The following is an 18,857-nucleotide window of genomic DNA, read 5'->3' on the forward strand; positions in this document are numbered from 1 at the left end:
GCAGGGGCGCTGCCGAGATCTGTCGTGTTACACGCTGGCAAGTTTGTCGCCTGCGGTCTAGACCAGTAGCCGAGAAAATTCAGTTACGGGTCACCCAGGCCGCTAACTGGGCGCGCGAGGTGAAGCCGAGTTTGCCGAGAATGTTGTCGACGTGCGTTTCGGCGGTGCGCTGCGCGATGAACAGTTTCGTCGCGATCTCCTTGTTCGTGAGGCCTTCGGCGACCAGCGCGGCGATCTGCGTTTCGCGCTTGGTCAGCTGCGGGGAGACTTCGGCCGTGACCGTCTCGCCCAGCACGTACGACACGGCCTGCTCGCGGGACATCGCCGTGCCCGCGCGGTAATGCTTCTTGTACGCCTTCTCCCCCAGCGCCTCGAAGGCCTGCACGCCGTACTCGGCGAACTTCGCGGTGAACAGCCCGAACCGCCACGGCTTGGCGCCCAGCGAGTGCCACATCGTGACGGCGATGCCGAACAGGGTGGCGGCGCGCTCCAGCCGTCCGCCGCGGACCGCGATGCCGCCGAGTGAGTGCACCGCGAACGCCTCGGCCGACCTGTTGCTCAGCACCTGCTGGAGCCTGAAGGCCGCCAGCCCCGCCTTCTCGGCGGCGTCGACGTCGCCATAGAACAGCTCGATCATGCCCAGCGCCCACAGTCCCCAGGAGCGCCAGAAGATCTCGCCGATGGCCTCGCCCGCGGCGATGTGCTCCTGGATGATCGCCCTGCCCTGCTCGAAGTCGCCGGTCACTGCGGTGGCCAGGCCGTGCAGGAAGCCCGCGTAACCCTCGCCGTGCGGCACGCCGTTGGCGCGGAACACCGTGAGCGCGTCGGCGAACTCCTGCCGCGCCAGGCTCTCCCGCTCGGTGAACAGGTGGGCCAGGCCCCACCCCACCTTCACGAACGCCGACGAGGTGTCCTCGTCCAGCTCGCCCGCGCCCGCCAAGGCCTCGGTGCCCGCCTCGATGTCGCCCTGCAGCAGGGCGCACCAGGCGATCAGCCGCTGCGCGAAGACCCGTTCCGGTGCCTCCGGCGGCGCGGCGGCCAGTTCCCTGGCCACCCACATCCGGGCTTCCTTGAGGTAGCCCCGCACTGTCCAGTACACGTCGAGCCGGTTGGCCATCCGCAGCCCGGTGACGGCCTCGCCGGGCACGGTCGCGCAGAAGTCCAGCGCCACCCGGATGTTGGCGTGGTCGCGCGCCACGCGGCGCACCCAAGCGACCTGCTCGCCGCCGATGAACGCCGCCTCGTAGCGGGCGGTGACAGCCGCGTACCAGTCACGGTGCAGGCGGGCGACCCGCTGCTGGTCGTCCAGCTGGACGATCCGGTCGTTGCCGTACTCCCGCAAGGTTTCCAACATGCGGTAGCGCACCTGGCCGTCTTGCTCCTCGGCGCCCAGGAGCGATTTGTCGACCAGACCGTAGACCTGCTCGAACACCTCGTCGCGCCGCACGCCGTTTCCGCCGCAGACCTGCTCGGCGGCATCGAGGTCGAAGCCGCCGGAGAACACCGAGGCTCGGGCCAGCACGAGCCGTTCGGCCGGGGAGCACAGCTCATAGCTCCAGTCGATCAACGCGCGAAGGGTCTGCTGCCGGTGCGGGCCGAGCCGGTTGCCCCTGGTGAGCAGTGACAGCCGGTCGTTCAGGCGCTGCCTGATCTGCGGCAGCGACAGCGAGCGCAGCCGCACCGCGGCAAGCTCGATGGCCAGCGGCAGACCCTCCAGGTCACGGCAGAGGGCGGCGATGTCGAGGTAGTTCTCCTCGGTGACGGCGAAGGACGGCAGCACCGACCGCGCACGGTCGGTGAACAGCTGCGGCGCCTCGTACTGCTGGAGGTCGGCGGGCGAGCCGACGTCCCCGGGGATCGACAGCGGCGGCACGGGCAGCAGCCGCTCACCGTCGGCGAACAGGGACTGTCTGCTCGTGGTGAGCACGGTCAGCTGGGGGCAGGCGGTGACCAGGGCGGCGACGAACACGGCGCACGCCTCGACCAGGTGCTCGCAGTTGTCGAGCACCAGCAGGAAGCGACGTTCCCGCAGGTACTCGGTGATCACCTCCAGCGGCGGGCGCTCCGACTGGTCGTAGAGGCCGAGCGCGGCGGCGACGGTGTTGGGCAGCAGGTCGGCGTTGCGCAGCTCGGCAAGCTCGATGAAAGCGACCCCGTCCTCGTACTCCGAGGCGACGGCGGAGGTGATCTTCTTGGCGAGCCGGGTCTTGCCGACGCCGCCGACGCCGGTCAGCGTGACCAGCCGGTGCCTGCTCAGCAGCGCACGAGCCTCGCCAAGCTCCTCCCGGCGGCCGATGTAGCTGGTCAGCTCCGCCAAGCCCTGCTTCGTCAAGGCCGTCACAACCGCCGAGTGTAATCCCGGCCGCCAATCGGCTCAGCGCGGCGTGATCGCCGTCCCGCCCGTCCCGACGTGGGAGGATGTCGCACCGTGACGGCTGCCGACGATCTTGCGCTGCCCGCTCCGGTGCGTGCGGCGCTGGAGCGGAGCACCCGGAGCGTGCTCGTCAACGCCGAGCAGCTGGCCGAGGTGCGGGAGCGCTACGCGGCCGAGCAGACGCAGGCGCTGGGCCGGTACCTGTCGGCGGCGCAGTCGCCCAACACGATCCGGGCCTATCAGAGCGACTGGTTGGCCTGGACCGCGTGGTGCCGGGCGGAGGGACGGCAGGCGCTGCCCGCGGACCCACTGGACCTCGCCGTGTACCTCGCGGCGGCCGCCGACACCGTGCGGGAACAGCCGGACGGCACGCTGGTGCCTGCCTTCGGCACGGCGTCGCTGGACCGCAAGGCCGCCGCCATCGCCGCGGTGCACGCCGCGAACGGGCTGCCTTCGCCCACCCGCTCCGACCTCGTTCGGCTGACGCTGCGCGGTATCCGCCGCAGCCGGGGCGGCACGCCGCGGCGGAAGCGGCCGATCCTGCTGCACACGCTGGAACAGCTGCTGGCCCAGCTGCCCGAGACCGGGGCGGCGCGCAGGCGGGACCGGCTGTTGTTGCTGATGGGCTTCGCGGGAGCGTTGCGGAGAAGCGAGATCGCGGCGCTGCGGGTGCGGGACGTCGAGGTGTGCACGGATGTCGCCACCGGGGAGCCGCTGCTGCTGGTGTCGCTGGGTGCGACCAAGACCGATCCCACCGGGCGCCGTCAACAGCAGGTGGCGCTGCCCCGCGGTGAGCGTCCGCAGACCTGCCCGGTGTGTGCGTTCGCGTCCTGGGTGGAGGTGCTGGACGGCGCCGATGCCGGCGCCGAGACCGCGTTGCACCGCTGCCATGGCTACGGCGGCACCCGCCTGGCCGACCGAGCGCTGTTCCCGCCGGTTGACCGGCACGGCCGGATCGGCGCGGCCGCGATGTCGGGAAGGGCGGTCGCGGAGTTGGTCAAGCGGTACGCCGAACGGGCCGGGCTGGACCCGGCGCTGTTCGGGGGACATTCGCTGCGGGCCGGGTTTGCCACCCAGGCCGCGCTGGGTGGGGCGGGCGATCGGGAGATCATGCGGCAGGGACGCTGGTCCAATCCGCAGACCGTGCACCGCTACATCCGCACCGCCAACCCGCTGGAGGACAACGCCGTCACCAAACTGGGTCTTTGACAACGCCTGTGCTGCCCGGCTGAGGACTGTCGGCTCACCCACCGGGTGGCCATATGACGATCGCTGTTTTCGCGCTGCTCGCCGCGCTGACCCGACCAACTCACCCGGACAACCTGCGGGAGCGCGGTCCGGCCCCGCATTGGGGCCGGACCGCACGGCTCAGCCTGCGGGCGGCGGGAACTTCTCGTTGAACCAGTTCTGCCAGGCCGCGGTGCGTTCCTTGGCGTCGACGTCGACGCCATACCAGTAGTGGCAGGCGATGACCATGCCCCAGGCGTCCGAGCCCTCGCCGCCGATGCGGTGCAGACCGTGCTCGGAGCGGATGCCGACCATCGCCTTGTCCCGCAGGTCCATCACGCCGGTGATGGTCTCCAGGCCCTCGCCGCTGATCGTCACCTCGTCGCCGACCGCCAGCGAGGAACGCAGGCCGAGGTCGCGTTCGAAGATCTCCCAGACGGCGTCGGCTGCCAGCGAGGTCATGCCCATGACCAGCACGTTCGTCACCGGCTTCGGGGCGAAGTAGGCGAAGTACTGCGACAGGTTGAAGAAGAAGTTGTCCCAACCCCTGCTGTGGTACTCGGTCTCCCACTCCTCGCCCTGGATGCCGTCCTGGACCAGCCGCAGCACGGTGCTGCCGCCCTCGCGGCCCTCGACGAGGAACTCCAGCGTCTCCCCCGGCCCCTCCTTGGCTCCGAAGACGATGCGCCTGCCGGGCTCCACCGCCAGCACCCGGCCGTCGGCGGAGTTGCCGGAGCCGAAGTCGGCGTTGGCTATACCGGTCTCGTGGTCCACTTCGTGCGGCACGAACCAGGTCGAGATGCCCGGGCCGGTCGAGATCGCCTCCCACACCTGCTCGGGGGTCGCGGTGAGCACGACCTCCTTCTCCAACCGCCTGCCTTCACTCATCAGCACTCTCCTTGCCCGCTTTGACTATCGGATGCAGCGCCACGACGATCCGGTGCGGACGGCCGCCCTCGGCGTTCTCGTCGTGGTATTTCGACACCAGCGAGGTCACGGCCCGCGTGAGTTCCTCGGCGAAGGCCGCCCGCTCCGTCGCGGAGGCGAAGCGGACCTCGCCGTCGATGGCGAAGGTGGCCAGCCGCTTGCGTGCCTTGGCGGCGCCCACGATCAGGTCACCCACGTCCCGCACCAGCCGGGCCGCCACCGCGAGCAGCCAGCGCGCCGACAGCCGGTCCGGTGCCCGTTCGGGATCGGGTTCCACGCTGCTCAGCACCCGGGGCGAGATCACGTAGGACGATGCGGTGGCGCGCAGCAGCCGCTCGGTGCAGTTGCCCTTGCGCCGTTCCTCCACCAACTCGACCAGGCCATGTCGCTCCAGCGCCCGCAGGTGGTAGTTGACCTTCTGCCGGGGCAGCCCGATGCGCTGGGCGAGAGTTGTCGCCGACCCGGGTTCTGCCAACTCCGCCAGGAGCCTGGCTCGCACCGGGTCCAGCGACGCCTCCGCCGCGGCCGGATCGTCGATCACTGCCACCTCATGCATGAGCTCACCGTTTCACCGACAACTTTATTTGTCAAGACAGCTTTTGCTGTCCTAAGCGGGTGTATTTGTCGGCCCCACGCCGTAGCGTGTGCTCACCTCGACAACGTGGGAAAAGGGAGTAAACGATGTCCGCCACTGGGGAACTCGCCGAGATCATGGAAATGCTCCGCGAGCAGCGGAACGCGCTGCTGATCACCATGCGCAACCTCGACGACGAGCAGGCCGCCAAGCGCACCACGGTCAGCGAGCTGACCCTGGGCGGACTGATGAAGCACGTGGCCATCTGCGAGCGGTCCTGGCTGCACGTGCTGACCGAGCAGCCGGGTGCCCCGGAGCGGATGTTCGACTGGAGTCAGTACACCCTGGCCGGTGAGAAGCTGGCGGATCTGATCGCCGAGTACCACGCCGTCGCCGCCGCCACCGAAGAAGCCACCCAGGGACTGACGGACCTCGACAAGAAGGTGCGGCTGCCCGACGCGCCGTGGTGGCCGGAACCGGTGTTCTGGTCCAAGCGCCGCATCCTGCTGCACCTGATCCGCGAGACCTCCCAGCACGCCGGGCACGCCGACATCATCCGCGAGAGCCTGGACGGCGCGAACACCACGATGCAGATGGCCGCCGACGCGGGCATGGAGATCTAGTCGGCGATGGTGAGCACCAGCTTGCCGCGGGTGCGGAAGGTCCTGCTCCGCCGGTGTGCCGCCGCGGCCTCGGCCAGCGGGTAGACCGTGTCGATCACCGACCGCACCCGCCCGGAGGCCAACAGCTCACCGACGGCCGCCAGGTCGTGTGCACGCGGCTTGACGATGACCAGTGAGGAGCGCCTGCCACCAGTGACCCGGGAGGTCAGCGCTTCCGCCAAGGCTCGGGCGCTCGGCACGGTCGTGATGTACCTGCCGCCGCGGACCAGCACCGCGCGGCAGGTCCGCAGGCTCTCCCGGCCCATCGCGTCGAACACGAGGTCCTGGCCGCGGACCACGTCGGTGAAGCGTTCGCTGGTGTAGTCGACCACGTGCTCCGCGCCCAGTTCGCGGACGAACGCGGTGTTGGCACCGCTGCACACCGCGGTCACCTCGGCACCGGCGTGCCGGCCAAGCTGCACCGCGTAGTGCCCGACGCCGCCCGAGGCGCCGACCACGGTCACCCGCCTGCCCTGTCCGACAGCGGCCAGGTCGAACAGCGCCTGCCACGCGGTCATTGCCGCCACCGGCGCGGCCGCGGCGTCCACGTGGCTGACAGAGCTTGGTTTGCGGGCCACGCAGGACGCCTTCACCGCGATGTACTCGGCGTAGCCGCCCATTCGGCCCAGTTCGTGCTGCATGGCGAACACCTCGTCGCCGGGGCGCAGACCCTCGACTCGGCTGCCCGCCTCGACGACCACGCCCGAGACGTCGCTGCCCGGGATGATCGGCAACTTGCCGACCAGGTGCCTGCCGACGTAGGTGCCTTCCCGCAGCATCCAGTCCCGCGGGTTGACCGCCGCCGCGTGGACCTTGATCAGCACCTGGTCCGGACGGACCGCGGGTACCGGGCGGTCGCCGTAGACCAGCACCTCCGGTCCGCCGAAGCGGTCGAAGTACACCGCGCGCATGCGCCCTCCCCTGTGGTCGTGATGGCATGCCCAAGGTAGGTGCGGCGGTGCCTGCGCGGGTGTCGAGGGTGGCCGTCCGCGGTCAGAACGCGTAGCGGAAGTCCTGGAACATGCGGCGCCAGACCGGGATGGCGTGCGCGAGGCGATACACGAGGCGGTAGCCGCGCGTGGGGACCAGCTCTCGGTACCGGGTGAAAGGCACCTGTTCGACCAGACGCAGGCGCGGGTTCCAGCGCTCGAGCACTCGCCCGTCGCGGATGCCCCAGGTGAAGTGCTTGACCAGGCGTGGCATCCAGGGCGCCATCGCGTCGAAGATCACCTCACCCGTGGTGAAGTGCGCGGTCAGGCGGGTGAGCAGGTGGCGGACCTCGGACTCGGTGAGATAGGGCAGCAGGCCCTCGGCGATGACCAGGGTGGGGCGGTCGGCAGGGATCTGTTCCACCCAGCCCTCCTCGGTGACCGAGGAACCGATCATGCGGTAGCCCGCCCGTTCGGGGTACAGCCTGCGGCGGACCTCGATGACCTTGGGCACGTCCAGGTCGAACCAGCGCACCGAGGCGGGCGGGTCCAACCGGAGCATCCGGCTGTCCAGGCCACAGCCCAGTTGCATGACGGTGGCATCCGGGTGGCGAGACAGGAAGTCCTTGCTCCACTCGTCGAGTTGCCTGGCGCGCAGGGCGACCAGGAACTGGCTGCTCTCCGGCCGGACGCGCCGGTGCAGCGCCGCGAAGTCGTAGTCGAGGCGCTGAACGGCCTCCGCGGCGTGGTGATCGCCCAGGATCGGGCGTGCCAGCCTGCTTTCCCAGGCGCGCAGGTACAGCGTGCCCAGCATCGTCCAGGTGATTCCCTCGTCGTCCAGGCCGCGGACGTCAATCTTGGCCGTGCTCATCCCCGCTCCTTTCCCTCCGATATTCCTCCCAACGCCGGATCACCTGACCGACATCGAACTCGCCGAACGCGAAGAACTCCCGCGACTCTTCGAGCAGCTTCCGCTGTCGCGGGCGGTCCGGGCCGACCACGGACAGGCCGAAGTCCAGCGTCGCCACCCCGAGTCGGACCCCGGCCGACTGTGCCCGCAGCACCTGGGTCCAGCCGCCCGGCGTGATCCGATACCGGTACTGGCGGTTGGGGGCGGGCAGGCGTTCGATCATCCCGGCCGTCTCCAACAGCCGCGTGACCGTGCTGATCGACGTCTTGCTCACGTCCAGCGCCGTCGCCAACTCGGTAAGGGTCAGTTCCGGCGGTTCGCAGATCATCAGCAGGCCGTAGACCCGGCCCATGGTCCGCGGGCCGCCGAGGCGCTCCATGACCAGACCCATCCGGTCGACGAACTCGCTCTCCTCGGGGCTCACGACTTCCAGCGTACAGATCGTCAAGTTCGAACTTGACGATCTGTACGAAATCTTGAGGTGCGGCCGGTCATCGATGGTGGAGATGAATCGTTTCCACGCATTCGCCCGAAAAGTAGTGATCGTCTGCGTACAGTCGGTGAGCGTGGAGCTCAACAACTGGGTCGGCGTCGTCGGCCTGATCTTCTTCTCGATCGGCGTGGTCGGCGCGGTGCTGCCCAGCCTGAGCACGCTGGTGCGCCGCAACGGCCACACCTCCGCGTTGTCGAAGAAGGTGCTGGACGACGTCGCGCCGGAGAACGAGTCGCGGGAGTCCAGCCAGGACGAGGCGGAGATGCGCCGACGCCTGGTCCGAGTGCACCACGAGACCGCCTTGAGCGAGAGCCGCGGGAGTTCCCGGCTGGCCGCGGGTGCGGCCACCGCGGGGTTCGTGACCATCCTGAGCTCGGTGGTCATGTTCACCGTCCAAGGCGGCGACGTCGCCTGGATCGGGGCAACCGGCGGCGCCGTCTGCGAGGCCGTGGCCGCGTTGTTCTTCGTCGAGGCCCGCGCCAAACGACAGCACGCGGCGCTGATGTTCGACCGGCTGACCGCGGAGATGTTCGCCGCCAACATCTCCGACCGCGCGGAGCGGGAGCGCCTCTACGCCCAGATGGCGCTACAGATCCTGGCGGGCCCGGGGCAGGCGCCGGAGATACCGGCCGATCCATCCGAAATCAACTCGTTGTGAAACCTGGCTGCGGTGCGGCTTTTCCCTGCGTGACCGCTCGGCCACGATGAGTCGTTCAGTGTGACAAGGGGGAACCAGTGCGACCGATCCTGCCGTTCGTGCGCCGCTGGCGCGGGCTTTTCCTCGGCGCGGCCATCTTTGGGGCGCTGATGCTGATCGCCTACCTGGTGATCCCGGTGGAGCAGGTGAAGGGCACCGCCCTGGCGGACTGCGAGCGGCGCACCGACCTCACCATCGCGGCTTCACCGGAGAAGAGCGCGTTGATGGGCCGCCTCGCCGAGGACTACAACTCGGGCAGGCGGAAGGGCAACCACCAGTGCGGTTCGGTGAAGATCGTCGACACGCACAGCACCACCAAGTACGGCATCGCCTGCGGCTGGAACGACGAGCGGGACGGACCCCGGCCGGATGTGTGGAACCCCGCGGCCCGCACCTGGTTCTCCCTGGTCGAGGTGGTCAACGCCCGCCAGTGCGCCCGCACCGCCCCGGCGCTCACACCGGAGACCGCCAAGAACGCGCCCTCGATCGCCCAGTCCCCCTTGGTGATCGCGATGCCCGAGCCGATGGCCAAGGCGCTGGGCTGGCCGCGCGGCGACTTCAGCCTCGGCTGGAAGGACATCTTCACCCTCGCCACCGACCCCAAGGGCTGGGCGGCCAAGGGCCACCGGGAGTGGGGGCCGTTCCGGCTGGGCAAGACCAACCCGTCGATGTCCACCTCCGGCCTGCACGCCACCGCCGCGATCTACACCGCCGCGACCGGCGCCAGCACCGAACTGTCCATCGAGGACCTCCGCCGCCCGGTCGTCACCGACTTCGTCGGCAACATCGAGCGCGCCGCCGTGCACTACGGCGACACCACGCTGACCTTCCTGCGGAACTTCTACAACGCCGACCAGGCCGAGGAGGGCGCGGGCCTGCGCTACATCAGCGCGGTCGCGGTCGAGGAGAAGTCGGTGCTGGACTTCAACCGCGGCCAGCCCGACGGCAGGCGCACCGCCGAGGCGAAACCGCCGCGTACCAAGCTGGTGAGCATCCTGCCCAGCGATGGCACCGTGGTGTCGGAAAGCCCGTACGCGATCCTGGACGCCCCGTGGGTGGACGCCCGCAAACGCGCGGTGGCCGAGGACTTCCGCGATTTCCTCCTGCACCCCGATCAGCAGAACGCCTTCCTCGACGAGGGATTCCGGTCCGCCAAGGGCGAGACGGGTCCACAGGCACAGGATCAGCGCATCGACACCGACACCGCGTTCCCCCGCACCCCGCTGCCGAAGAAGGAAGTGATCACCGAGCTGCTCCAGGCCTGGAAGGAGCAGCGCAAGCGCGCCACCGTGCTGGTGGTGGTCGACGTCTCGGACTCGATGGGCAACGACGTCGGCGTCGACGGCCTGACCAGGCTCCAACTCGCCGTGCTCGCCGCGAAATCCGAGACCGCGTTGAACCATCTCACCGGCGACGACCGGCTCGGACTGTGGTCGTTCACCAGCGAGTCCGCGGTCGGACCGCAGCCCTACCGGAAGCTGGTGTCACCCGCACCGGTGGCACAGGTGCGGGATGCCTACATCCACCAGCTCGACAAACTCGTGCCCGAACGGGGGACGGCGTTGTTCGCCACGTTGAAAGCCGCCGTCGACGAACTGACCGCACACGCCGACCCCAACCGCATCACCGCCGTCGTCGTGCTCAGCGACGGCAAGAACGAACACACCGACAACGACCTGGCAGGTCTGCTCGGCAAACTCCGCACCGCGGCCGCCGGCCATTCGGTGCGGGTCTTCCCGATCGCCTACGCCAAGGACTACGAGGAGGAAAGCAACTACCGGGTGCTGGCCGACATCGCCAACGCCTCCACCTCCTCGGTGTACGACGCGAAGAACCCCCGTTCGCTGGAGAAGGTGCTCGAGCAGGTGCTGTCCAACTTCTAGCGTGTGATCCTTCAGGCGAACGCTTGCCGGGAGGGCCCGTGGAGCAGTGGTTGGAAACCATCCCGCCGTTGGCGGTGTATCTGGTCGTCGGGCTCGTCGTCGGTGTGGAGAGCGTCGGCGTCCCGCTGCCCGGCGAGGTGGTGCTGGTCGCGGGCGCGCTGATGGCCTCCCACCACGATGGCGTCAACCCGGTCTGGCTGGGTGCGGTGGCCAGTGCGGGCGCGATCCTCGGCGACAATGTCGGCTACCTGATCGGGCGCCGCGGCGGGGACCGGGTGTTCGGGTGGGCGGGTCGCCGATTCCCGAAGCACTTCGGTCCCGACCGCATCGACCGCGCCAAGGCGCTGTTCGCCCGCCACGGCATGTGGGCGGTGTTCTTTGGTCGCTTCGTCGCGCTGCTGCGCATCCTCTCCGGTCCGCTGGCCGGTTCGCTGCGCATGAGCTACGGCCGGTTCCTGCTCGCCAACGCGCTCGGCGGGGTGGTCTGGGCCGGTATGACCACCGCCGCCGTGTACTTCCTCGGCGTGGCCGCCGAGCGGTGGCTCGCGCGTTTCTCCTGGCTGGGGCTGCTCCTGGTGTTGGCGGCCGCGCTCGTCGGCGGGCTGATCGTGAAGAAGCGGCTCGGCTAGAACGCGGGGCGCCGGTCCTCGCCACCTCCGCCGCCGTATTCGGTGAGCGGAATGCGGTCATAGGTGGCCGCGTCGAGGTTGTCGACCTGCCCGCTGGCCAGCGCCGACAGGATGCCGTCCAGCCCGATGTTGACCGTCCTGGTGAACAGCTCGCGGTGCTTCTGCCCCAGCGTCTGGGTCTGGCCGCGCACCTCGAACAACACCGCGCCGCTGCCGTTGATGGCGAAGGAGGCCAACCCGGTGCCGGGCAGGTTCACCGTCTGGTCGTACAGGCTGATGTTGCCGTACTCGGGACGCTGGTTCGCCGCGCCCTGCAACGCGTTGTAGGCGGCCACGTTCAGCTGCTTGGAGTACTTGTACCGGTAGGCGTCGGGCTGGGCGAGGAACTTGCCGGACAGGCTCATCGTGACGAACCGGTCGGTGCCGGCGACCTTGTAGCAGGCGCCCTGGTGGTGCAGGTCGATGTAGGTGTCGACGGTGCCGAACTCCCGCTTGAGCCCGCGGTAGACGTCACGCACGGCCTGGGTCTCCGGGCTGAGGAACCAGCCGGGCTTGTCGGAGGCGCCGGGGAGGTCCTCGGCTCGCGGCGTGTAGGCCAGGTTCGGGTTGTAGTCGCGGTTGATGTCGAAGCCGGGGCGCTTGGAGTAGTCGTCGCCCTGCCGCGGGGTCGTGTAGTAGTTCCATGCGGGCTTGGCGCCCGCGAGCTGCGGGTAGCGAGCGGTGACCTCGTCCCAGTTGAGGTCGTTGCCGCGGCGGTCGAGTTCGGCGGCGTCGGGGTTCATCTTGGGTATCGCGACCACGGTGAGCTCGGTGCGCAGCTTCTTCGCCTTGGCCGTGGTGGAGGTGCCCAGGTAGTCGAGCAGGCGCAGGATCGCGTCCGTGCCGGTCTTCTCGTTGCCGTGGATCTCGCTGGTGATGAACACGACCTTGCGGCCGGTGCCGACCCTGGCGGCCTGCAACAGCCTGCCGCGGTTGGAACGGCCCACCTGCTCGACCTTGACCCGTCCCGCGCTGACCTTCTCGATGCGCGCGAGCTCGGTGAGCAGTTCCTGGTAGTTGGTGAACTCGTTGATCGGCAGGTCCTGGGGCGCCTCGCTGCACACCTCGGCGGCGAGCGCGTCGGTGGCCAGCGGGGCGGTGAGCAGCGTGGTGGCGGTCAACAGCGAGGCGAGCAGGGCGAGGTGACGCAAACCGAACCTCCTTCATCGCAGGTCACTGGAGAGTCAACCGTTGGTGTCGCGGCGATAACAACGGCCGTTCGGAGCCACTCCGGTGATTGCTCATGCGGATTCGCCGATGTGAGGCGCGGATTTTGGCGAAATACGTTTCACTTTCCGCTATGCGAATCCGATTCGCCCTCCTGGCCGTGATCGGCCTCGTCCTTGCGCTCACCCCGCCCGCGACCGCGAACCCCAGCGGGTACACCGCGGGCTATGTCGTCTACGACCGCTCCGACGGGCGGATCACCGCCTCCCACCGGGCCGACATGAAGTTCCGCTCGGCGTCGATCGTGAAACTCCTGATCGCGATCGACTACCTGCACCGTCTCGAGGACAAGGAGATCCCGGCGGAGGACCTCGCCCGGCTGGTGCCCATGCTGCGCAGCAGCAACGACGACGCGGCCAGCGAGCTGTGGGTGCTCAACGGGTGGGTCCAGATCGTCGAGCGGATGGTCGTCCACCTCAAGCTGGAGCACACCGCTCCCCCGGAGAAACCCGGCATGTGGGGCTACACGGCGATCAGCCCATCGGACACCGTGAAGGTGTACAGACACATCCTGGAGGAGGCGCCCGCCCGCACCAGGAACTTCATCATGACGCACCTACACGCGGCGACCCGCTGCGCCGATGACGGCTGGGACCAGTACTTCGGCATTCCGCGCGCCACCATCCCGCCGTGGGCGATCAAGCAGGGCTGGTCCGGCTTCGGCGAGCCAAGTCCCGCCCAGCGCTGCGTGAAGCCCCCGGCCTACGCCTCGCGGATGCGGCTGACCGGCGTCGGCCCCGGTGACATCGACATCACCCGCGCCGCCATGCACACCACCGGCACCGTGGGCAGACACGACGACAAGATCGTCGCGGTGTTCACCCTCCAACCCAAGGGAGTGTCCTGGGAGCGCGCCGGGATGACGGTGACGCTGCTGACCGCGGGCCTGCTGTGGGGGCACCCTCACGGGGTGCCGGTGGAACCGCCGATCGCCGCGTCGGACTGAGAGCCGGTGCCCTTCCGCTCGCGGATCAGGTCCGTGACGTCCCCGCCCGTGTCGTTGACGCGCAGCACGAACGGGCGCGTCTCGGTATAGCGGATCACGCTGAACGAACAGGGCTCCACCACGATGCGCTGGAACGCGTCCAGGTGCATGCCGAACGCGTCCGCGAGCACCGCCTTGATCACGTCACCATGCGAGCAGGCCACCCAGATCGCCTCGTGCCCGTGGGCGGCGGCGATCTTGGCGTCGTGTTCGCGGATCGCGGCGACCGCGCGGGACTGCACATCGGCCAAGCCCTCGCCGCCGGGGAACACCGCGCCGCTGGGGTGCTGCTGCACGACCTTCCACAGCGGTTCCTTGAGCAGGTCGGCGATGGCCTTGCCGGTCCACTCGCCGTAGTCCACCTCGGCCAGCCGCGGCTCGAACAGCGGCTCGAGGTCGAAGTGGTCGACCAGCGGCTGCACCGTCTGCTGACAGCGTTGCAAGGGTGAGCTGACCAGCGCGGCAGGCGTCAGCCTGCCCAGCCGGGCGACCAGCGTTTCCAGCTGTTTGCGTCCGGCGTCGTCGAGGTCGACCCCCGGGGTGCGCCCGGCGAGCAGCCCGCCGCCATTGGCGACCGAACGTGCGTGCCGGAGCAATACGACCGTTGCCACGGAAACGAGAGTAGCCGCAAAGCGTGCGCGGCAGCCGTGGGGTGAGCGGCGGGCGCCGCTCACCCCACGACGCTCAGGTCGCGGTGATGGTGCCCGCGGCCAGCAGACCGAAGATGCCGAGGCCGAGCAGGATTCGGTACCAGACGAACACGTACACGCTGTGCTTGGCCACGAACCGCAGCAGCCAGGCGATGCAGGCGTAGCCGACGACGAAGGAGATCACGGTGGCCACGATCATCTGCGCCACCGAGGGCTCCACGCCCGTGGTGTGCTCCGGGTTGAACACCCGAGGCAGGCTGAACACACCGGCCGCCACCACGGCGGGGATGGCCAGCAGGAACGAGTACCGAGTGGCGACCTCACGCTTGAGGCCGATGGCCAGCCCCGCGGTGATGGTGCCGCCGGACCGCGAGACACCCGGGATCAGCGCCATGGCCTGGGCGAAGCCCATCAGGACGCCGTCCTTCATGGTCATGTTCTCCAGCGCCCGCTGCTGCGGGCCGAACCGCTCGGCCAGGCCGAGCAGGATGCCGAACACCACCAGTGTGGTGGCGATCAGCCAGAGGTTGCGGGCCGAGGTCTCGATGTAGTCCTTGAACAGGAAGCCCAGGATGCCGATCGGCAGTGTGCCGATGATGACGTACCAGGACATCTTGTAGTCGAAGGTCGAGCGCACCTCGGCGCTGGTGAAGCCGCGGAACCAGGTCATCGTGAGGCGCCCGATGTCCTTGGCGAAGTAGATCAACACGGCAGCCTCGGTGCCGAGTTGGGTCACCGCGGTGAACGACGCGCCCGCGTCGGAGCCGAAGAACAGCTCCGAGACGATGCGCAGATGTCCCGATGACGAGATGGGCAGGAATTCGGTCAACCCCTGGACGAGTCCGAGTACCAGGGCCTGCAACCAGGTCATGCGTTATGCCACTCCTGACGGCTTCGGTGCGTGGCCGCACTCTAGCGACCAGGCCACAGGCGTCTGCGTGGGGTGTTTCGTGCGCGAAAGTCGAAAATCCTGGCATGTGCGTGGCGATCATGCTTGCCGGCGCACCGGGTTTTAGTCTTTGTGGGTGCAGCAACGTCAACTCGGCCGCAGCGGACTCCGGGTGTCGCGTCTCGCCCTGGGCACGATGACCTGGGGCCGGGACACCGACGCCGAGGAGGCGGCCATCCAACTGGTCGCCTTCGTCGACAGCGGTGGCACGCTCGTCGACACCGCCGACGTCTACGCCGACGGCGAGGCCGAGCGCATGCTGGGATCAATGTTCGCCAACGTCGTGACCAGGGATGATGTGGTGCTGGCGAGCAAGGCCGTCGCCCGCCGCCACGACGGGCCGTTCGGCGGCGGCGCCTCCCGCGGCGCGCTGCTCTCAGCCCTGGACGGCTCCCTGCGCAGGCTCGGCGTCGAGCACCTCGACCTGTGGCAACTGCACGCCTGGGACCCGTCGGTGCCGCTCGATGAGACCCTCGCGGCACTGGACACCGCCGTGACCAGCGGCAAGGTGCGGTACTGCGGGGTGTCCAACTACAGCGGCTGGCAGCTGGCCACCGCCGCCGCGCAGCGCACGGTCCCGCTGGTGTCGGCGCAGATGGAGTACTCGCTGCTGGAACGCGGCATCGAGCGCGAGGTCGCGCCCGCCGCGGCGCACCACGGCCTCGGCCTGCTGGCCTGGGCGCCGCTGGCCCGCGGCGTGCTGACCGGCAAATACCGCAACGCCACGCCCGCGGACTCGCGCGGCGCCACCCCGCACTACGCCCCCTACGTCGACCACCACCGCACCGAACGCGCCTCCCGGATCGTGCAGGCCGTCTGCACCGCGGCCGAAGGCCTTGGCACCTCGCCGCTGTCGGTGGCGCTGGCCTGGGTCCGCGACCGCCCCGGCGTGGTGGCGCCGGTGGTCGGCGCCCGCGACTCCGCCCAACTCGCGGCGTCGCTGGACACCGAGGAGCTTGAGCTACCCGAGGCGATCCGCGCGGCGCTGGACGATGTGAGCCATCTCGAACTGGGCTATCCCGAACGCCCCTTCGGCTGAGAATCTCAGCACGCAGGGAAAGCTCCGAACAGGTCTTCTCCGGCCGGGTTGCGTGACCCCGGCGGGGAGAAGGGGCATGCTGGACAGATACCCAGACGCCGGTCGTGGAAACACCGGATGTCCGGGGTGACGAGGAGGTCGGTTTTGCGTCGACTGGCTGTGGTGGTGCTCGCCGGGATCGTGGGTCTGGCGGGGTGTTCCACCGGGCAGGACAGCGGCGAGGAGGATGGCGCCGGTGACGACCGCCCGGCGGCGACGGCAGCGCCATCGCCGCTCGCGGCCCAGCCCGCCGGTTCCGTGCGGCAGCTACCCCCGTCCACCGCGGCCGTGGTGGACGGCGCGACGCTGGCCGTGGCCGCCGACAGCCCGCCACGCGTGCTGTTGTTCTCGCTGACCGACCTCGCCGCCGAGCCCCGCACCATCGCGTTGCCAGGTGTCGCCGAGCAGCTCATCGCCCGCGGCGGCACGCTGTTCGCGCCGATCCCGACCGCGGCCAAGGTCCTGCGCATCACGATCACCGACGGCGCGGTGAACACCATCGACACCCAGGGACAACCGGTCGGCGCCGCGGTCGTCGGCGAGAAGACCGTGCTGGCGCTGGGCGACACCGTCGAGGTCGTCGGCGCGGGCCGCGCCGAGGGCCTCAAAGGCGCCGCCGTGGTGTTGCCCGGCAACGGCGACAGCGCCGTGGTCGTCGACCGCCGCCATTCCACCGTCACCGAGGTCGACCTGACCACCCGGCAGGCGACCTCCACGCTGCGCGCGGGCGAGGGCGCGGTCAACGGCGTGAAGGACCGCTACGGCCGGGTGCTCGCCGTCGACGTGCGGGGCGGGGAGTTCCTCGCCTTCTCCACCGGACCGCTGATCATGCGGCAGCGCTACCCGCTGCCCGGCGGCCCGTACGCGATCGCCTACGACCAGGCACGCGACCTGGCCTGGGTGACGCTGACCGAGCGCAACGAGCTTGTCGCCTTCGACGTGGCGGGCGGAGAGCCGGTCGAGAAGTTCCGCTTCCCCACCGTGGGTCAGCCGAACGCGGTGGCGGTGGACGAAAGCAGTGGGCGGGTGTTCGTGGCATCCGCACGAGGTGAAGGGCTACAGGTGGTGCAGCCATGAACGATGGGGTGATCGACGGCGACTGGGAGTACCGGCCACTGCGACTGCCTGCCGGGGTTTCCCGGGTGACGACGGCGATGCAGCTGGCCATCCACGCCGAGTTCACGGGCTGGGAGCTGTCCCGTGTCCGGCTCTACTCCGACGGCAGCCGCAAGGTGTGGCTGCGCCGCAAGCGCACCGCACTCGGTGTGGCGGCGGCGATGCCGTAGGCGTGAAACGCTGATCGCGCACCTGGAGCACGGGGAATGCACCAGGCGCGAGGGTGGTTGACGGTCACAACGGGACACTCAGGGGGCACAGCGTGATCACCCGACGCAACTTCATCGCCTTGGCGGGCACCGCCGCGGTCGCCACCGCCTGCGGCTCCAACACCGGCCGCGGCGGCTCCTCCGACGGGCTCACCCAGTGGTACCACGCCTATGGTGAGGACGGCGTCCAGCAAGCCGTCGAGCGCTTCGCCGCCGAGTACACGAAGACGCCGGTGCGGGTCCAGTGGAACCCCGGCGACTACGACTCCAAGATCGCCACCGCCCTCCAGAACAGCGCCGTCCCCGACGTGTTCGAGGCCGACAAGATCAAAATCGACTGGGCCCGCGCCGGCTCGGTCGCCCCGCTGGATGACATGATCGCCGCGGTGAAGGACGACTTCAACCCGGTCGTGCTGGCCGCGCACACCTTCGAGGGCAAGGTCTACGGCATCCCGCAGGCCGTCGACACCCAGGTCCTGTACTACCGCAAGAGCCTGCTCCAGCAGGCGGGCCTCCAACCGCCGTCCACGGTGGACGAGTTGGTCGCGGCCGCCCGCGCGCTCACCCGCGACGGGATGAAGGGTCTGTTCGCGGGCAACGACGGCGGAGTCGCGGTGCTGACCGGCCCGCTGCTGTGGTCGGCCGGTCTCGACCAGCTCACGCAACGGGACGGTCGCTACGTGGTGGGCTTCGACGACCCCCGGGCCGCCGCCGCGATCGGCAAGCTCCGCGAGCTCAACGCATCCGGCAGCCTGCTGCTGGGCTCCCCCGCCGACTGGGCCGACGCCAGCGCCTTCACCCAGGGGTATGCGGCCATGCAGTGGACCGGCCTGTGGAACATGCCCAAGATCACCGCCAAGTTCGGCGACGACGTCGGCGTGCTCCCCTTCCCGAAGCTCGACGGCGACGGCCTCGCCTCGGTCCCGGTCGGCGCGTTCGGCGCCATGGTCAACGCCCGCGGCCGCGTCGACGAGGCGAAGGACTTCGTGCGCTGGCTGTGGATCGACCAGGTGGACCACCAGGTCGAGTTCGTCACCAAGTACGGCTTCCACATCCCGGCCCGCAAGAGCCAACTGACCCGCTCCGCCAACCTCACCAGCGGCCCCGCCGCCGACGTCGTGCGGTACGTCACCGATCATGGTCGGCTCAGCGACGGCCCGGCGTGGACCCCGGCCATGAGCACCGCGTTGTCCGACGCGGTGAGCAAGGCGGTCAAGGAAGGCGACGATCCGACGGTGCCCCTGCGCGCGGCGGTGCAGACGGTCAACGGTGAGCTGAAGCGCCTGTTCGGCTGAGCCG

Annotated in this window: 19 protein-coding genes; 10 read left to right on the forward strand and 9 right to left on the reverse strand. The window is 69.5% G+C overall.

Annotated elements, in window-relative coordinates; translation table 11 throughout:
* Positions 1 to 79: 79 nt before the first annotated feature.
* The gene (locus tag ACU6XJ_RS25085) at positions 80 to 2,341 is read right to left on the reverse strand and encodes a LuxR C-terminal-related transcriptional regulator (protein ID WP_476316555.1); all 2,262 of its coding nucleotides are present in this window, start codon (positions 2,339 to 2,341) and stop codon (positions 80 to 82) included.
* A gap of 87 nt (positions 2,342 to 2,428) precedes the next feature.
* Between ACU6XJ_RS25085 and ACU6XJ_RS25090 the strand changes: the two genes are divergently transcribed.
* On the forward strand, positions 2,429 to 3,583 hold the full coding sequence (locus ACU6XJ_RS25090; protein ID WP_476316558.1) for a site-specific integrase: 1,155 nt from the start codon (positions 2,429 to 2,431) through the stop codon (positions 3,581 to 3,583).
* 159 nt (positions 3,584 to 3,742) lie between these two features.
* Here ACU6XJ_RS25090 and ACU6XJ_RS25095 read toward each other — a convergent pair whose 3' ends face one another.
* Both ACU6XJ_RS25095 and ACU6XJ_RS25100 read right to left on the reverse strand, forming a co-directional pair.
* Positions 3,743 to 4,489: an SRPBCC family protein gene (locus ACU6XJ_RS25095; protein WP_476316561.1), complete on the reverse strand. Its 747-nt coding sequence runs from the start codon at positions 4,487 to 4,489 to the stop codon at positions 3,743 to 3,745.
* Positions 4,482 to 5,084 carry an ArsR/SmtB family transcription factor gene (locus tag ACU6XJ_RS25100; RefSeq protein ID WP_476316564.1) on the reverse strand — a complete coding sequence of 201 codons (603 nt, stop codon included), beginning with the start codon at positions 5,082 to 5,084 and terminating at the stop codon, positions 4,482 to 4,484. The genes ACU6XJ_RS25095 and ACU6XJ_RS25100 overlap by 8 nt, the downstream gene beginning before the upstream one ends.
* A 125-nt stretch (positions 5,085 to 5,209) precedes the next feature.
* Between ACU6XJ_RS25100 and ACU6XJ_RS25105 the strand changes: the two genes are divergently transcribed.
* Positions 5,210 to 5,725 (forward strand): DinB family protein, encoded by a 516-nt coding sequence (locus tag ACU6XJ_RS25105; protein WP_476316567.1) that lies wholly within the window; start codon positions 5,210 to 5,212, stop codon positions 5,723 to 5,725.
* On the opposite strand, the gene ACU6XJ_RS25110 is transcribed toward ACU6XJ_RS25105, so the two are convergent.
* The 3 genes from ACU6XJ_RS25110 to ACU6XJ_RS25120 all read right to left on the reverse strand — a co-directional run bounded on the left by ACU6XJ_RS25110 (position 5,722) and on the right by ACU6XJ_RS25120 (position 8,027).
* Entirely contained in the window at positions 5,722 to 6,675 is a 954-nt protein-coding gene (locus tag ACU6XJ_RS25110) for an NADP-dependent oxidoreductase (protein WP_476316570.1), read from the reverse strand. The two genes, ACU6XJ_RS25105 and ACU6XJ_RS25110, sit on opposite strands and share 4 nt — an antisense overlap.
* Before the next feature lie 82 nt (positions 6,676 to 6,757).
* Positions 6,758 to 7,564, reverse strand: coding sequence for a class I SAM-dependent methyltransferase (locus ACU6XJ_RS25115; protein ID WP_476316573.1), 807 nt, complete (start codon positions 7,562 to 7,564; stop codon positions 6,758 to 6,760).
* Positions 7,545 to 8,027: a GbsR/MarR family transcriptional regulator gene (locus tag ACU6XJ_RS25120; RefSeq protein ID WP_476316576.1), complete on the reverse strand. Its 483-nt coding sequence runs from the start codon at positions 8,025 to 8,027 to the stop codon at positions 7,545 to 7,547. Before ACU6XJ_RS25120 ends, ACU6XJ_RS25115 begins: the two co-directional genes overlap by 20 nt.
* Positions 8,028 to 8,169: 142 nt before the next feature.
* Here ACU6XJ_RS25120 and ACU6XJ_RS25125 point away from each other — a divergent pair, with 142 nt between their 5' ends.
* From ACU6XJ_RS25125 to ACU6XJ_RS25135, 3 genes are all read left to right on the forward strand, one after another.
* Positions 8,170 to 8,754: a TRADD-N-associated membrane domain-containing protein gene (locus ACU6XJ_RS25125; RefSeq protein WP_476316579.1), complete on the forward strand. Its 585-nt coding sequence runs from the start codon at positions 8,170 to 8,172 to the stop codon at positions 8,752 to 8,754.
* A gap of 77 nt (positions 8,755 to 8,831) precedes the next feature.
* On the forward strand, positions 8,832 to 10,676 hold the full coding sequence (locus tag ACU6XJ_RS25130) for a substrate-binding domain-containing protein (protein WP_476316582.1): 1,845 nt from the start codon (positions 8,832 to 8,834) through the stop codon (positions 10,674 to 10,676).
* 38 nt (positions 10,677 to 10,714) lie between these two features.
* Positions 10,715 to 11,305, forward strand: coding sequence for a DedA family protein (locus ACU6XJ_RS25135; RefSeq protein ID WP_476316585.1), 591 nt, complete (start codon positions 10,715 to 10,717; stop codon positions 11,303 to 11,305).
* Here the strand turns inward: ACU6XJ_RS25135 and ACU6XJ_RS25140 are convergent.
* On the reverse strand, positions 11,302 to 12,495 hold the full coding sequence (locus tag ACU6XJ_RS25140) for a M14 family zinc carboxypeptidase (RefSeq protein ID WP_476316588.1): 1,194 nt from the start codon (positions 12,493 to 12,495) through the stop codon (positions 11,302 to 11,304). The two genes, ACU6XJ_RS25135 and ACU6XJ_RS25140, sit on opposite strands and share 4 nt — an antisense overlap.
* A gap of 149 nt (positions 12,496 to 12,644) precedes the next feature.
* Between ACU6XJ_RS25140 and ACU6XJ_RS25145 the strand changes: the two genes are divergently transcribed.
* The gene (locus tag ACU6XJ_RS25145; protein ID WP_476316591.1) at positions 12,645 to 13,517 is read left to right on the forward strand and encodes a hypothetical protein; all 873 of its coding nucleotides are present in this window, start codon (positions 12,645 to 12,647) and stop codon (positions 13,515 to 13,517) included.
* Here the strand turns inward: ACU6XJ_RS25145 and ACU6XJ_RS25150 are convergent.
* Positions 13,475 to 14,167, reverse strand: a complete 693-nt coding sequence (locus tag ACU6XJ_RS25150; protein WP_476316594.1) for a histidine phosphatase family protein — start codon at positions 14,165 to 14,167, stop codon at positions 13,475 to 13,477. The genes ACU6XJ_RS25145 and ACU6XJ_RS25150 overlap by 43 nt on opposite strands.
* Before the next feature lie 73 nt (positions 14,168 to 14,240).
* Positions 14,241 to 15,077, reverse strand: coding sequence for an undecaprenyl-diphosphate phosphatase (locus ACU6XJ_RS25155; RefSeq protein ID WP_476316597.1), 837 nt, complete (start codon positions 15,075 to 15,077; stop codon positions 14,241 to 14,243).
* A gap of 154 nt (positions 15,078 to 15,231) precedes the next feature.
* On the opposite strand from ACU6XJ_RS25155, the gene ACU6XJ_RS25160 reads away from it, so the two are divergent.
* From ACU6XJ_RS25160 to ACU6XJ_RS25175, 4 genes are all read left to right on the forward strand, one after another.
* Positions 15,232 to 16,194: an aldo/keto reductase gene (locus ACU6XJ_RS25160; protein WP_476316600.1), complete on the forward strand. Its 963-nt coding sequence runs from the start codon at positions 15,232 to 15,234 to the stop codon at positions 16,192 to 16,194.
* Positions 16,195 to 16,338: 144 nt separating this feature from the next.
* The gene (locus ACU6XJ_RS25165; protein ID WP_476316603.1) at positions 16,339 to 17,310 is read left to right on the forward strand and encodes a YncE family protein; all 972 of its coding nucleotides are present in this window, start codon (positions 16,339 to 16,341) and stop codon (positions 17,308 to 17,310) included.
* Positions 17,307 to 17,519, forward strand: a complete 213-nt coding sequence (locus tag ACU6XJ_RS25170; protein WP_476316606.1) for a DUF5703 family protein — start codon at positions 17,307 to 17,309, stop codon at positions 17,517 to 17,519. The genes ACU6XJ_RS25165 and ACU6XJ_RS25170 overlap by 4 nt, the downstream gene beginning before the upstream one ends.
* Positions 17,520 to 17,611: 92 nt before the next feature.
* Positions 17,612 to 18,853, forward strand: coding sequence for an ABC transporter substrate-binding protein (locus tag ACU6XJ_RS25175; protein WP_476316613.1), 1,242 nt, complete (start codon positions 17,612 to 17,614; stop codon positions 18,851 to 18,853).
* Positions 18,854 to 18,857: the final 4 nt, after the last annotated feature.

This window comes from Actinorectispora metalli (genome assembly GCF_056323685.1).

Coding starts and splice junctions, on each gene's coding strand:
- ACU6XJ_RS25145 (WP_476316591.1), top strand. CDS start 12,645: ATGCGAATCCGATTCGCCCTCCTGGCCGTGATCGGCCTCGTCCTTGCG.
- ACU6XJ_RS25105 (WP_476316567.1), top strand. CDS start 5,210: ATGTCCGCCACTGGGGAACTCGCCGAGATCATGGAAATGCTCCGCGAG.
- ACU6XJ_RS25100 (WP_476316564.1), bottom strand. CDS start 5,084: ATGCATGAGGTGGCAGTGATCGACGATCCGGCCGCGGCGGAGGCGTCG.
- ACU6XJ_RS25115 (WP_476316573.1), bottom strand. CDS start 7,564: ATGAGCACGGCCAAGATTGACGTCCGCGGCCTGGACGACGAGGGAATC.
- ACU6XJ_RS25095 (WP_476316561.1), bottom strand. CDS start 4,489: ATGAGTGAAGGCAGGCGGTTGGAGAAGGAGGTCGTGCTCACCGCGACC.
- ACU6XJ_RS25170 (WP_476316606.1), top strand. CDS start 17,307: ATGAACGATGGGGTGATCGACGGCGACTGGGAGTACCGGCCACTGCGA.
- ACU6XJ_RS25110 (WP_476316570.1), bottom strand. CDS start 6,675: ATGCGCGCGGTGTACTTCGACCGCTTCGGCGGACCGGAGGTGCTGGTC.
- ACU6XJ_RS25155 (WP_476316597.1), bottom strand. CDS start 15,077: ATGACCTGGTTGCAGGCCCTGGTACTCGGACTCGTCCAGGGGTTGACC.